Genomic DNA, 13,805 nt, shown 5'->3' with positions numbered 1-13,805 from the left:
GGGAACCCCGGGAGAGCAGGTTCCGCCCTGCGCTGTCACTCAATGACACCGCAGGCCGCCCGAGTTGTCCAGCATCAACACGGTTCGATCCTCAGTGCGACTCGGCGAACGGCGGAATCACGGGCGGGAACAGCGGTTCCCCGGTTGCGGCCAGGTGGTCGCGCTCGGAGTACGCGGCCTTCAGCCGGTCGAAGATGCGCTGACCGTCCGCCCGGAGCCGATCGAGGTCGACGCCCGGAATCGTCCCGTCGCGGAGCACCACCCGGCCCGCGACCATGCTGAATCGGGCATCCCGCGCCGAGCCCGCGAGCACGAGCGTGCGCAGCGGATCGTCGACGGCGCCGGTGCGCACGTCGTCGAGCGCGAATGCGCTGAGGTCGGCGGTCGCACCCGCCGCGATCCGTCCGAGGTCGGGGCGGTGCAGCGCCCGCGCTCCCCCGCTCGTCGCGGCGTCGAGGTACTCGGCGAGCAGGCCCCGGCCGAGGTCGGCGTGCTGCGCCTTCGCGAGATGCACGCCCGCATCGATGCCGCGGATCAGGTCGGGCGGGAACGAATCGGTGCCGAGTGCGACGTTGACCCCCGCATCGAGGTACTGCGAGAGCTTCTCGAGGAGGAACGCGTAGCGCTGGTTCGTGAGCGGGCAGTGGATGATCGAGACGCCCGCCGCCGCGAGCTTCGCAAGGTCGCCTCGGTCCTCGCCGTGCACCTCGGGGTGCACGTCGAGGTAGACGCCGTGGGCGAGCACGAGCCGTTCGTTCAGCAGTCCGACGCGTTCGAGGAGCCCGAGCGGCGTGGTGCCGTACGCCTCCGCGAGGAGTTCGCGCTCGGAGAGGTCCTGCAGGGCGTGCGCGCGCACGAGCACGTCGCGCTCGGCCGAGACGCGGGCGGTCGCCTCGAGCAGTTCGGCGCGCACGGTCTCGATGCGGCAGGGCGCGAGGATGCCGGTGACGAGCGGATCGCCGAGCGCCTCGACGGTGTCGAGGAAACGCACCGCCTCGCTGAACGCGTGCCGCCCGGCCTCCTCGTCCCACGCGATCGTCGCGGCGCCGTCGTCGAGCGTGACGTGCACGCCCGAACGGTACGACGGCCCGAGAAAGGTGCGCAGCCCGAGCTCGCCGGCGATGCGGACGACGTCGAGCAGGTCGTCGTGCGTCTCGGCCCAGGCCGAGTGCACCTCGGAGGCGATGGGCATGAAGGTCGTGATGCCGTGCAGGGCGAGCTGCGTGAGCGCGAAGCGCCGCATGGTGCTGCGCTCCTCGGCCGAGAGCACCTCGTGCCGACGCGCGAAGTAGTCGGCCGACCAGTCGAGGCGACGCTGCGCGGCGCCGTCGCTCCACGCGTCGAGCACGAGGTGATCGACGTCGGCGAGCGCGTCGAGGTCGATGAGGCCGGGCATGAGGATGCTCCGCCCCAACGCGATGCGCTCGTCGACCTCGGGGCCCGCAGGGGCGTCGTCGGCCCGCCCGACCCAGAGGATGCACGCGCCGTCGACCAGCACGGCTCCGCCACGGAGCTCGGTGTGGCCTCGCCCGTCGTGGGCGATCACGAAGTCGGCGGTGATGAGCGTCGTCATGCGGTGGCCTGCACGGCGAGGCGTTCGCGCCGGACGGGCTTCCACCCGGGTCGCGGTACCGCGGCGCGCAGCGAGCGCGTGTACGGGTGCACCGGGTCGGCGAGGAGCTCGGCGGTGCGTCCTCGGTCGACGACGCGTCCCTGCTCCATCACGATCATGCGGTCCGAGATCTGGTTGACGACGGCGAGATCGTGCGAGATGAACAGGTAGCTCACTTCGCGCTCAGCGCGGATGTCGGCGAGGAGGTTGAGGATCTGCGCCTGGATCGAGACATCGAGCGCCGCGACGGCCTCGTCGAGCACGATCACCGCGGGGTCCGCCGCGAGCGCCCGGGCGATCGCGACGCGCTGGCGCTGCCCACCCGAGAGCTGGTGCGGGAACTTGTCGACGAACCGCTCGCCGAGGCCGACGGAGTCGAGGATCTCGCGGGCGCGCCCACGGGCTTCCGTTCGTGTCGCGCCCCTGCCCGCGTGCAGTGCGACGCTCGTCGCGACGATCTCACCGACCCGCTGCCGCCCGTTGAGCGAGGAGTACGGGTCCTGGAACACGTACTGCACCTCGCGCGCCCAGCGTCGCCGGTCGGCGAGGTGCTTGACGCCCTTCGCCCGCGACTCGCCGCGCACCGAGAGCTCGCCCTCGGTGACGGTCTCGAGCCCGACGAGCATTCGGGCCACCGTCGTCTTGCCCGAGCCCGACTCGCCGACGATCGCGAGGCACTCGTTCGGGTACAGCTCGAACGAGACGTCGTCGACGGCGATGACGGGGTCGTCCTTCACGGGCCCGGGAAACACCTTGCGCAATCCTCGGGCGACGACGATCGGGTCGCCGCCGGAAGCACCGGTGCGCTCAACGGGGTGGGTGCGGTTCATGATGCCTCCGCCTTCAGCAGTTCGTGGGTCGCTCGGTCGTAGCGCAGCACCGGCAGGCGGTCGACGCGCTCGTCGATGCTCGGGCGCGCGCCGAGCAGTTCGATCGTGTATGGGTGGGACGGCGCCTCGTAGACGTGCTCGCCCTGCTCGACGATCTGCCCCGCGTACATCACGGCGAGACGGTCGCAGCACGCGGCGGCCAGTTCGAGGTCGTGGGTGATGAACAGCAGCGCGAGCCCGCGGGCGCGACGCTGCTCCTCGAGGATCGCCATGACGTCGGACTGGGCGGTCACGTCGAGCGCCGTGGTGGGCTCGTCGGCGAGGATGAGCCGCGGCTCGGCGAGCAGCACGCTCGCGATCATGACGCGCTGCAGCAGACCGCCCGAGAGTTCGTGCGGGTACTGCCTGAGCCGCTGCTCGGGATTGCGCACGCCGACCTCGTCGAGCAGCACGACCGCACGGCGCTCGGCCTCGCGCCGGTCGACGCCGCGGTCGCGGACGAGCGATTCGGTGAGGAAGTCGCCGACGCGGTGCACCGGGTTCACGTGCGCCCGCGGATCCTGGAAGATCATGCCGACGTCGCGCGAACGATAGCGGCGCAGGGCGGCCGGGTTCATCGAGAGCACGGATGCCCCGTCGAACGCGATCTCACCGGTCACCCGGAAGGCGGGGTCGAGCATCCGCGTGATGGCGCGGGTCGTCAGCGACTTGCCCGAGCCCGACTCGCCGACGAGGCCGAGCGACTCGCCCTCGCCGATCGTGAGGCTCACCCCGTCGAGCAGGGTCTGCTCGCCGCCGCGCAGGCGGAGGGTCGCCCGCACGTCGTCGAGCCGCAGCAGTGGTTCGGTCATCGCATGCTCCTTGCACTCGAGGTGAGGCGGTCGCCGATGACGGTGACGCACCAGACGATGAGGACGATCAGGGTGCCGGCGGCGATCGCCTCGGCGGGGTGGCCGCGCAGCACCGAGTCGAAGCCGCTCTTGACCATGAGTCCGAGGTCGGCCGTGGGCGGTTGCACGCCGAGGCCGAGGAAGGAGACCGCGGCGAGCTCGATGACCGCGAAGCCGAGCGAGGACACCGCCTGGGCGACGACGATCGGCTGCACGTTCGGCAGGATCTGGGTGAAGGTGATGCCCGTGCCCGACTGGCCCTGCAGCCAGGCGGCCGAGACGTACGGCATCCGGCGCTCGCGGAGCGAGGCGCCCCGCACGACGCGGGCCACGTAGGGCACGTAGGCGATCGCGAGCCCGCCGACGACGGTCGCGAGGCTCGGCCCCCAGATCGCGACCGCGATGAGCGCGAACACGATGCCGGGCACCGCGAAGAGGATGTCGAGCACCCACGCGACCGCCGTGTCGGTGCGTCCGCCACGCCACGCCGCGAGGAGGGCGAGGAGGGTGCCGACCACCGTCGCGATGACGATCACGAGACCGGGGCCCGCGAGCGTGATCCGGGAGCCCCAGATGAGCCGCGAGAGGATGTCGCGACCGAGCGCGTCGGTGCCGAGCAGATGCGCCGGCGACGGCCCGCTGAGCGAGGCGAGCAGATCGGGGTAGTCGGGGTCGTACGGCGCCACGAGCGGCGCGAATGCCGCCGCGAGCGCGATGACGAGCAGGATCGTTGCCGCGATGCAGCCGACGACGCCGAGCCGGTCGGCGGTGCGGCGCGCGAAGCCCGTCGCACGTCGTCGGTCGCGAACGCGCGCGACGGCGAGGCTCATGGTGGATGGCGTGGTCATTGCCGGCTCCCGAGGGTGATGCGCGGATCGATGAAGGTGTAGAGGACGTCGACGATCGCGTTCACCACGACGAAGGCGACGACCAGCACGAGGATCACGGCCTGCACGACCGCGAAGTCGCGCTGGAGGATCGCCCGCACGAGCAGCGATCCGAGCCCGTCGAGGGCGAACACGTTCTCGACGACGACGGCGCCCGCGATGAGCGTCGCGATCGTGAGGCCGAGCACGGTCACGATCGGGATGAGCGAGTTGCGCAGCACGTGGTGGCGCACGATGTGCCCGGGGGCGAGCCCCCTGGCCGTCGCGGTCTGCACGTGCTCGCGCCCGCCCTCCTCGAGCACCGCCGCACGGGTGATGCGGGCGAGGTAGGCGGCGCTCGCGACGCTGAGCGCCACCGCAGGGAGCACCAGGTGGTACAGGGTGTCGACCCCGCCGGTTCCCGACCCGAAGGTCGGGAACCAGCCGAGCCCCACCGCGAACACGCTGATGAGCGCGACGCCGACGACGAACGACGGCGTCGACAGACCGACCGCCGCGAGCGTCGAGGTGAGCTGGTCGCCCCATCCGCCGCGGAGCGCCGCGAAGGTGCCCGCCGCGATGCCGACGAGGGCGATGATGATCGCCGCCATCGAGACCAGGGCGAGCGTCGTGCCCACGCGACTCGAGATCAGCGCAGAGACATCCTGCCGGTACACGATCGAGTAGCCGAGGTCGCCGCGCAGCAGGTCGCCCAGCCAGGCGACATAGCGCAGCAGGAACGGGTCGTCGAGGTGGTACTGCTCGGTGACGGCGGCGATCTGCTCGGGTGTGCCGCCCCGGGGCCCGAGGATGAAGGCCAGCGGGCTTCCGGGGGCGAGGTAGAGCAGCCCGAACACGATGAACGACGTCACGAGCAGCACGAGCAGGAGCCCGCCGAGCCGTCGCAGCAGGTATGGAGCGAGGGACATCGGGACTACTCCACCCCGCCGATGGTCGCCGCCCACGGCGCGTAGAGGTAGGCGAACGAGGCGGTGGCGCCCGAGATGCGGTCGTTCTGCACGAGGGTGACGGGCTCGTACGCGAGCGGGATCCACGGCAGCTCGGTTGTGATGATGCGCTGCGCGTCGATCACGAGCTCGGCGCGGGCGGCCGGGTCGGTCTCGGCGCGGGCGGCGAAGAGCTGCTCGTCGGCGCCGTCCCAGCCGGTGTAGTTGTGGCTGTCGGTCGACGCGAAGAACTGGTACACGTCGAGCGCGTCGGCGAAGCTGCCGTAGTTGGTGGTGAAGAAGCCGTCGATGCCCTCGCGCGCCGCGGGGTCGAAGTACAGGTTGCCGAACTGCTCGACCGGGATGACCTTCGTCTCGATCTCGAGTCCGATCGCCTGGCCGGCCGCCTGGATCACGTTCGCGGTCTGCTCGTGCACGGCCGAGCTGCCCTGCACCGCGAGCACGATGGGTTCGCTCGGCGCCCCCGCCTCGGCGACGAGCTGCTTCGCCCGGTCGAGGTCGGCATCGGCCGAGAACTCCTTCGACGCAGCTTCGAAGGCCTCGGGCTCGTAGCCCCAGTAGTCGGGACCGGCCAGCGTCGTCGCAGGGATGCCTGCGCCCTGGAAGACGACCTTCGTGAGCGCCGCACGGTCGATCGCGAGCGAGAGCGCCTGACGGATGCGCTCGTCGCCGAGGCCGCCGTCGAAGTTCGCCGTGACCATCGTCCAGAACACGAGCGACTTGCCGTAGCTCGTCGTCACCTCGTCGCTGTTCGCGAGCTGGGTGAGGCCTGCCGGCGGCAGGTAGAAGTACTGGCCGTCGACGTCGCCGGTGCGCAGCGCGTTGACCGCGGTCGACTCGTCGGCGATGAAGCTGAAGCTGAGCTTCGCCGCGAGCGGCACCTCGCCCCAGTAGCCCTCGTTCGCCGCGAGGTCGATGCTCTTGCCCGAGTTCCACGCCTCGAGCGAGAACGGACCGGTGCACGACAGCCCGCCGCTCGGCGTGCCGAACGCCTCGCCGGCCGCCTCGGCTGCGGCCTGCTCGACGATCGCGCCGGCGGCGGTGCCCATCGCCTGCGTGAAGAGCACGTCGGGCTTCGTGAGCTTCACCGTCACCTGGTCGGGCGCGGTGACCTCGACCGAGTCGACGTTCTGGAAGTAGCTCGAGAAGTAGCTCGTCGCGGTCTCGCCGAGCTGGCGCTGCAGGGAGTACGCGACGTCATCGGCGGTGAGCGGGTTGCCGTTCCAGAAGGTGACGCCGTCGCGGATCGTGTAGACGATCGTCGTGTCGTCGGGCTGCTCGACCGCCGAGGCGAGGCCGGGCTCGGTCGCGAGCTCGGGCGTGAGCCGCACGAGGCTCTCGCAGAGGTTCGCGGTGACGGTGTTCTCGGCGTAGTTGAAGCCGAAGATCGGGTCGAGCGACATCGGCTCGTACGGCAGGTTCCACTTGACCTCGTCGACGGGCTGCGTGCCCGGTTCGGTGGTCGTCGCGAGATCGGCGAGGTCGATCGAGAGCCCGCCCTCCTCGCCGTCGTTCTGGGCTGCGGTGCAGCCGGTGAGGGTGAGACCGATGACGGCCAATGCGGCCGAGGCGGTCAGGATGCGGCGTCGTGACACGGGGAACTCCTTCGTCGTGGTGTCGGGGTGGTGCTCGGGGGTCGGTGTGCGGAGTGGTGCGTCGTGCGTGGTGCGGTCCGAAGGGCGCGTTCAGCGCCGATGCAGGACCCGGTCGTCGCGGATGACGCGCACGGGCGCCGGCCGGTCGACCACGATCTGGGCGAGCGATTCGCCCCGGAACTCGAGCCGAGCGGGGTGGGTGGACCCCGACCAGTCGGCGAGGTCGGCGGCGCCGATCAGGCGCGCCCCCTCGATGGAGGAGATGCGGTAGCAGCGTTCGAGCTCGGCGTCGGTCCTCGCGCCGGTGCGGTATGCGAGCAGGTGCGCGCGGTCGACCATGCTGCCGGTCCCGAACGGGCTCCACGAGTCGCGGACTCCGTCGGAACCGGCGGCGAGCTGCACGCCGTGCGCCTCGAGCAGTGCGAGGTCGGGCACCGGGTCGTCGCCGAGTGCGCACGTCGTGATCCAGAGGCCGGCCTCCGCGACGCGGTCGAGCGTGTCGCGCAGCGACGGCGCCGAGGCATCCGCGAGCGCGAAGGCGTGGCTCACGGTGACGCGGCCCTGCATGCCGGCCGCGACCGTTCGAGCCGCGATCTCGCGGATCTGCGCGAGCCCCGGTTCGCCGCCGTCGTGCAGGTGGATGTCGAGGTCACGGCTCGAACGGAGGGCCAGTCCGAACACGGCGTCGAGGTGCGCGTCGACGTCGCCCTCGAGGCCGAGCGGGTCGATGCCGCCGACGAGGTCGGCACCGGAGACGAGCGCCGCGGCCATGACGTCGAGCGTTCCGGGGTTCGTGAGCAGCCCGAACTGGGGGAAGGCGACGATCTGCACGGTGAGGTCGGGGGCGAGCCGCTCGGCCGCGGCGCGCACGCCCTCGACGTTGCGGAGGCCGAGCTCGCTCGAGACGTCGACGTGCGCGCGCAGGCCGAGAGTGCCGTTCGCGCGGGCCGCGTCGAGCAGGGCGAACGCGCGCTCCTCGACGCCGCGCGTTTCGGCGAGCTGCGTCGCGAGATCGCCGGCGATGAGCTCGGGCAGGGATGCTGCGGCGCGACGCGACATCCATCGGCCGCCCCAGCTCGACTTGTCGGGGTGGATGTGCGCGTCGACGAGCGCCGGGGCGACGACGAGGCCGTCACGGGCGGGATCGCCCGCGAGCTCGGCGGGCTCGGCACGGTCGGGGTCGACCGTCGTGATCGCGTCTGCCATGGGGCGAACTCCTTCGTTCGGGCGTGGCGGGCACCTGCGCCGCATTTGTCAGATGTTATGATAACCATACTTTCGAGCTGGAAGAGAATGGACCCGTGGAACCCATCCGACGCAAGTCACTCGTCGACACCGTGGTCGACCGCCTGAACACCGAGATCGCCTCCGGCGCCTGGCCGATCGGCACGCGCATCCCGACCGAGGCCGAACTCACCGAACGTCTCGGCGTCAGCCGACCCTCGGTGCGCGAGGCCGTGCGCTCGGTCGTGCAACTCGGGCTCCTCGAGACCCGCCAGGGCGACGGCACCTACGTCGTCGCGAGCGACGCCACCGAGGTGGCGCTGCGGCGCACCCTCGGCGGCGCCGACTCGCGCGAGGTCCTCACCGTGCGGCGCGCGCTCGACGTGCTCGCCGCCCGCGAGGCCGCGGTGCATCGCAGCGAGGCCGACCTCGCCGCACTCAAGGCCGAACTCGCCCTGCGCCGTCAGGCGATCAGCCGCAACGACGTCGATGCCTTCGCGAACCACGACGTCGCGTTCCACGTCGGCGTCGCCCAGGCCTCCCACAATCGGCTCCTCGTCGGCATCTACGCGAGCTTCGACGGCTCTCTGCGGCAGTCGGTCGCGCACAACTCGTGCCTCTCGAACAACGCCGATCCGAGCGTCGTCGACCTGCACGAGGCGCTCCTGCACGCGATCGTGGCCCGCGACGTCGACGCCGCGACCGCCGCCGCGCTCGGCGTGCTCGACCAGACCGAGCAGTCGCTGCATGACTGAGCGGGGCGTCGGCATCGGCGCCCCGCTCCTCGCCGGCGTGCTCGTGGTCGGCATCGGCCTCTCGGTGCGCTCGCCGATCACGAGCGTCTCCGCACTGCTGCCCGAGATCGATGCCGCTTACGACTTCAGCGCGGCGGGGCTCGCGACGCTGAGCGCGATCCCCGTGCTGCTGTTCGGGCTCGCGGCCCCCCTGGCGCCGGTCGTCGCGCGACGGTTCGGAGTCGACCGGGCCGCCGCCATCCTGCTCACGGCGCTCGGCGTCGCCATGCTGGTGCGACCGCTCGGGGCGACCGCGCTCATCGTGGGCACCGTGGTCGTCGGTGCGAGCATCTCCCTCCTCGGCATCCTCACGCCGCAGCTCGTGCGCACCCATCTCGGACGCCGGCAGGGACTCTGGTCGGGGGTGTACACCTCGGTGTTCGGCGTCAGCGCCGCGCTCGGCGCGGCGCTCGCGATGCCGCTGTTCGACGCGCTCGGCGGCGACGCCGCCCTGGCGCTGCTCGTCTGGGCGCTGCCGATCTGCCTCGTCGCGACCTTCGCGCTCCTGGCGGCGCCCCGGCTCACCGCGTCCGCGGCGGGCGACGGCGAGCCGGCCTCCGCCGCCGGTGACGGCTCCATCCTGCGCGCGCCGCGAGTGTGCTCGGTCACGGGTTTCTTCGGATGCCAGGCGCTGATCTACTTCGCGCTCACCGCCTGGCTGCCGACGATCGTGGTCGACCGCGGAGCCGACGCCGCGACGGGTGGGCTGCTGCTCGCCTGGCTCAGCATCGCCGGCATCCCCGCCGCGCTCCTCGCGCCCGCGGTCGCCGCGCGCTTCAAGAGCCAGTCGACGATGACGGCGCTGGTCTCGGTGCTCTCGGCTGCGGGACTCGCCGGACTCGCCTTCGCCCCGGCGTCGTCGGCCGTCGCCTTCGTCGCCGTGCTCGGCGTGGCGCAGAGCGCGGCCTTCGGCCTCGCCGTCGGGCTCATCGTGCAGAAGGCGCCGAGCGCGGCGCGCACCGCCTCCTTCTCGGCGGTCGCGCAGGGCGTCGGCTACGCGATCGCCGCGCTCGGCCCGCTCGCGCTCGGCATGTTCTCGACGGCGGGCGTCGGCTGGTCGACGCTGCTCGCGGCCCTCCTCGCCGTCGTGGCCGCGCAGCTCGTCTTCGGGGTGTTCGCCGGCAGGCCGCTCCGCGCGGCCGAACTTGCGACTCCTCCCACGGCGCACGACCCGGATGCCGCCGAACGCCCCGTCCCCTGAATCGTCGTCCGTCGACGCGACGACGCCTCGACCACCTCGGGCGCTCGCCGTCGCCGGCGCCGGCGACCGACGCCAACCGCCAACCGCCAACCGCCAACCGCCAACCGCCACCGAAGGACCATCGCATGCTCATCCGGAACGTTCGCCCATGGGGCACCGCCGCCGCCGACGTCCGCGTCCTCGACGGACGCATCGCCGAGCTCCTCCCCCACGACCCCGCCGCGCAGGCACCCCTCGAGAGCTCGCCGGACCCGATGACGTCGCCCGGCGAGGACCGCATCGACGGGCGCGGCCGCCTGCTGCTGCCGGCGTTCAGCGACGTGCACGTGCACCTCGACTCGACGCGCATCGGACTGCCGTTCCGCCCCCACACCGGCGGCCCCGGCGTCTGGACGATGGTGATGAACGACCGCGCGAACTGGCGCGACGCCGAGGTGCCGCTGCCCGAGCGCGTCGCGGGCACGCTCGAGCGCATGATCGCCCACGGCACCACGCGCGTGCGCAGCTACGCGCAGGTCGACGCCGACTGCGGCCTGGAGCGTTTCGAGGCGGTGATCGCCGCGAAAGAGCGCTTCGCCGGGCACGCCGACGTGCAGGTCATCGCGTTCCCCCAGGCGGGGCTGCTGCGCGAGCCAGGCTCGGTCGAGGTGCTCGACGCCGCCCTCTCGGCGGGCGCCGACGTCGTCGGCGGCATCGACCCGTGCCAGCTCGATCGCGACCCGGCACGTCACCTCGATCTCGTCTTCGGCCTCGCCGAGAAGCACCAGGTCGAGGTCGACATCCACCTGCACGAACCGGGCGAGCTCGGCGTGTTCAGCACCGAGCTCGTGATGGAGCGAACGCGCGCGCTCGGAATGCAGGGCAAGGTCACCATGTCGCACGCGTACAGCCTCGGTTCGGTGTCGGATGCCACGAGCCGACGCCTTATCGACGGCTTCGCCGAACTCGACATCGCCCTCGCCACCGTCGCGCCCGCGGCCGCAGGCCAGCTCTCGCTCGTCGACCTCGCCGAGTCGGGCGTGCGCGTCGGCCTCGGCGAGGACGGCCAGCGCGACTACTGGAGCCCGTACGGAAACTGCGACCTGCTCGACCGGACCTGGCAGCTGGCGTTCACGCGCGGGTTCCGGCGCGATGAGCTCATCGAGCACTGCCTCGCGATCGCCACGATCGGCGGGGCGAGCATCATGGGCGACGGCTCGCCGCGACTCACCGGGGTCGCCGACCGCCCAGGGCTCGCCGTCGGCGACCGCGCCGACCTGGTGCTCGTCGACGGCGAGACCCCGACGAGCGCCGTCATGGACCGCGGGGCCGATCGAACGGTGCTGCACGACGGCCGGGTCGTCGCCGAGGGGCTTCGGCTCATCGGATGACCGAGCGGCGCTGTGCCATCGGTCGGGGCTCCCGGAGCTCAGCCGCGAGTGGCGGCCCGCTTCGGTGCGGCCGGGGCTTGGGGCATCCGGCGCACCTGACCGAAGCGCTCGGCCGCCGGCACGAGCAGCAGCGGACGCGCGAGCACCCACCCGCCGATCATGACCACGATCGAGACCGCGAAGATCGCGAACCCGACCCAGTCGTCGGACTCGCGCGACGCGTACATGTGGTTGAGGTTGCGCAGCGCTCCCGTCGCGAGCACGAGCACGACGTGCGCGAAGGTGAAGAGCAGGAAGAACAGCATCACCGGGTAGTGCAGCGTTCGCGCGACGCGCTCGGGCACGGCCGTCGCGAGCCGGCCCTCGAGCGGCCAGCCGGGCGAGAGGCGCAGCCCGGTGAGGATCGCGAGCGGCGAGGCGACGAAGACGATCGCGAAGTAGGCGAGCACCTGCGCGTCGTTGTAGGCCACCCACGAGTTCTCGGTGGGCCAGTCGAGCGAGAGGTACTGCAGCACGACCGAGATCGAGCCGGGCACGACGTCCCAGCTCGTCGGCACGATGCGCACCCACTGCCCGGTTGCGAAGAGCAGCACGACGTAGACCACGCCGTTGAGCACCCAGAACGCGTCGACGACGAGGTGCAGCCACACCGAGATGCCGATCCGGCGCGGGGCGCCCTTCGTGCGCGGCCACCGGGTGTTGTCGCGGGTCCAGAAGGCGGGCGGGCGCGACTTCGCGCGCACGATCAGTCCCGTTCGCACCAGCATCACGAGGAAGAAGGCATTGAGGAAGTGCTGCCAGCCGAGCCATGCCGGAATGCCGACGGGGGCGCCTTCGGGCAGCGGGCTGTGCCCGGGGTGCTCGGCGATGAAGTCCTGGGCGGCGGGCAGCGTGCGCAGGCCTCGCGCCGCCAGCACCGCGACGGCGAGCAGCACGACCGCGCCGCCGGCGATGAGGAGGAGGCGCTTCGCGGAGAGGCCCGCGAAGAGCGCGGAGCGCAGGGATGACGGCACGCCTCTCAGCGTGACAAAGCGACGGGGTCGTCGCAACTCGGGCGTAATGAAGCGAGCGAATCAATGCATGCATTAACTGGTTATTGCATGCAATAATCCTCGCATGACCGTGTACCAGCGACTCCGACGACTGGTCGTCGACGGCGAACTCCCCGTCGGCCTCCGCGTCTCAGAGGCCGAACTGTCGACTCGTCTCGAGGTCTCACGCACCCCGGTGCGCGAGGCGCTCTCCCGCCTCGAAGGCGCCGGCCTCGTCGACGCGCAGGGGCGCGGCGTGCGGGTGCGTGCACTCGAGCCCGACGAGCTCGCCGCGGTCTTCGAGGCCCGGGCGGCGCTCGAGTCGTGGGCCGCAGGGCGAGCGGCCGAACGGGTCGCCGCCGGCGAGGTCGCCCCGATCGCACTGCGCGAGCTCCAGGCCCTCGCCGATGCGGCCGATGCCGCGACGCGCGCCGGCGAGCTGGAAACGGCGACACGGGCGAACCGGGCATTCCATCAGTCGCTCGCGCGCCTGGCTGCGAACCCGGCGGTCGACGAAGCGCTCGACGGCTGGTGGGACCGCATCGTCGTCGCGACCCGCCACGGCCTCGAAGACCCGCCGCGCGTCGAGCAGGTCGACGACGAGCATCGACGGCTCATCGCGGCCCTCGCCGCCGGCGACCCCGCCGGCGCGCGCGAGGCCGCCGAGGCGCATGCCCTCCGAACCATCGCCATCGTGAAAGGACGATCCGAATGACCCGTGAGCACCACTACGAACTCGCGCTGAACTGGACGGGCGACCTCGGTCGGGGCACCGCCGACGCCCGCGCATACTCCCGCGACCACGTCATCGCGCACCCGCGGGCGGGCACGATCGACGGGTCGAGCGACCCCTCGTTCCGTGGCGACCCTGCCCGCTGGAACCCCGAGCAGCTGTTTGTCGCCGCCCTCTCGCAATGCCACATGCTGTGGTTCCTGCACCTCGCGACGACGGCCGGCCTCGTCGTGACCGGGTACGAGGACGCGCCGCTCGGCACGATGCTCGAATCGTCCGACGGCAGCGGCCGGTTCTCCGAGGTCGTGCTGCGGCCCACCGTCACGATCTCGGCGGGTGACCCCGCGGTCGTCGACGAGCTGCACGAGCGGGTCGCCGAGTACTGCTTCATCGCGCGATCGGTGAACTTCGCGGTGCGGCACGAGGCCGCGCTCGTCGTCGGCGAGCGAGCGGTCGACGAGCACGCGGTCGCCGGGAGCTGACACCGCAGTGCCGCGCGCGGTACCCCGCCGCCCGCCGGCGTCAGTGGGTTTCGAGGCCGGCGGTGTAGTCGATGAGCCAGGAACGCAGCTCGGCACCCAGATCATCACGATCGACCGCGAGCTGGATCACGGCCTTGATGTAGTCCAACTTGTCACCCGTGTCGTACCGGCGACCACGGAACACGACCCCGTACACCCCGCCCGTGCCC

At 71.9% G+C, this 13,805-nt stretch carries 13 protein-coding genes and 1 pseudogene; 5 read left to right on the top strand and 9 right to left on the bottom strand.

All coding sequences use genetic code 11. The features are described 5' to 3' along the window. Positions 1-91: 91 nt before the first annotated feature. From GQQ93_RS09175 to GQQ93_RS09145, 7 genes are all read right to left on the bottom strand, one after another. Positions 92-1,573 carry a chlorohydrolase family protein gene (locus GQQ93_RS09175; protein WP_157423953.1) on the bottom strand — a complete coding sequence of 494 codons (1,482 nt, stop codon included), beginning with the start codon at positions 1,571-1,573 and terminating at the stop codon, positions 92-94. Beyond that, positions 1,570-2,442, bottom strand: a complete 873-nt coding sequence (locus GQQ93_RS09170) for an ABC transporter ATP-binding protein (protein WP_157423952.1) — start codon at positions 2,440-2,442, stop codon at positions 1,570-1,572. Before GQQ93_RS09170 ends, GQQ93_RS09175 begins: the two co-directional genes overlap by 4 nt. Beyond that, on the bottom strand, positions 2,439-3,293 hold the full coding sequence (locus tag GQQ93_RS09165; RefSeq protein WP_246192241.1) for an ABC transporter ATP-binding protein: 855 nt from the start codon (positions 3,291-3,293) through the stop codon (positions 2,439-2,441). Before GQQ93_RS09165 ends, GQQ93_RS09170 begins: the two co-directional genes overlap by 4 nt. After that, entirely contained in the window at positions 3,290-4,180 is an 891-nt protein-coding gene (locus tag GQQ93_RS09160; RefSeq protein WP_246192240.1) for an ABC transporter permease, read from the bottom strand. The genes GQQ93_RS09165 and GQQ93_RS09160 overlap by 4 nt, the downstream gene beginning before the upstream one ends. Next, complete coding sequence (locus GQQ93_RS09155; RefSeq protein WP_157423951.1) at positions 4,177-5,127, bottom strand: ABC transporter permease; 951 nt, start codon at positions 5,125-5,127, stop codon at positions 4,177-4,179. The genes GQQ93_RS09160 and GQQ93_RS09155 overlap by 4 nt, the downstream gene beginning before the upstream one ends. Positions 5,128-5,132: 5 nt before the next feature. Next, positions 5,133-6,761 (bottom strand): ABC transporter substrate-binding protein, encoded by a 1,629-nt coding sequence (locus GQQ93_RS09150; RefSeq protein ID WP_157423950.1) that lies wholly within the window; start codon positions 6,759-6,761, stop codon positions 5,133-5,135. Between the two features lie 90 nt (positions 6,762-6,851). After that, positions 6,852-7,967 (bottom strand): amidohydrolase family protein, encoded by a 1,116-nt coding sequence (locus GQQ93_RS09145; protein ID WP_157423949.1) that lies wholly within the window; start codon positions 7,965-7,967, stop codon positions 6,852-6,854. Between the two features lie 95 nt (positions 7,968-8,062). Between GQQ93_RS09145 and GQQ93_RS09140 the strand changes: the two genes are divergently transcribed. The 3 genes from GQQ93_RS09140 to GQQ93_RS09130 all read left to right on the top strand — a co-directional run bounded on the left by GQQ93_RS09140 (position 8,063) and on the right by GQQ93_RS09130 (position 11,350). Beyond that, positions 8,063-8,740, top strand: a complete 678-nt coding sequence (locus GQQ93_RS09140) for a FadR/GntR family transcriptional regulator (protein ID WP_157423948.1) — start codon at positions 8,063-8,065, stop codon at positions 8,738-8,740. Beyond that, on the top strand, positions 8,733-9,980 hold the full coding sequence (locus tag GQQ93_RS09135; RefSeq protein ID WP_157423947.1) for an MFS transporter: 1,248 nt from the start codon (positions 8,733-8,735) through the stop codon (positions 9,978-9,980). Before GQQ93_RS09140 ends, GQQ93_RS09135 begins: the two co-directional genes overlap by 8 nt. A 125-nt stretch (positions 9,981-10,105) precedes the next feature. Then, positions 10,106-11,350, top strand: coding sequence for an amidohydrolase (locus tag GQQ93_RS09130; RefSeq protein WP_157423946.1), 1,245 nt, complete (start codon positions 10,106-10,108; stop codon positions 11,348-11,350). A gap of 38 nt (positions 11,351-11,388) precedes the next feature. Here GQQ93_RS09130 and GQQ93_RS09125 read toward each other — a convergent pair whose 3' ends face one another. Next, positions 11,389-12,363: a cytochrome b/b6 domain-containing protein gene (locus tag GQQ93_RS09125; RefSeq protein ID WP_246192238.1), complete on the bottom strand. Its 975-nt coding sequence runs from the start codon at positions 12,361-12,363 to the stop codon at positions 11,389-11,391. 103 nt (positions 12,364-12,466) lie between these two features. Between GQQ93_RS09125 and GQQ93_RS09120 the strand changes: the two genes are divergently transcribed. Together GQQ93_RS09120 and GQQ93_RS09115 are read left to right on the top strand one after the other, a co-directional pair. Then, entirely contained in the window at positions 12,467-13,096 is a 630-nt protein-coding gene (locus tag GQQ93_RS09120) for a GntR family transcriptional regulator (protein WP_157423945.1), read from the top strand. Beyond that, a complete protein-coding gene (locus GQQ93_RS09115; RefSeq protein ID WP_157423944.1) occupies positions 13,093-13,596 on the top strand; it encodes an OsmC family protein in 504 nt (167 codons plus the stop codon). Before GQQ93_RS09120 ends, GQQ93_RS09115 begins: the two co-directional genes overlap by 4 nt. 40 nt (positions 13,597-13,636) lie before the next feature. Here GQQ93_RS09115 and GQQ93_RS18080 read toward each other — a convergent pair. Next, a pseudogene (locus GQQ93_RS18080) lies at positions 13,637-13,805 on the bottom strand (UTP--glucose-1-phosphate uridylyltransferase); the annotation flags it as partial.

Source organism: Agromyces lapidis (genome assembly GCF_009749405.1).
GTDB lineage: Bacteria > Actinomycetota > Actinomycetes > Actinomycetales > Microbacteriaceae > Agromyces > Agromyces lapidis.
This window is presented reverse-complemented; position numbering and strand designations above follow the sequence as displayed.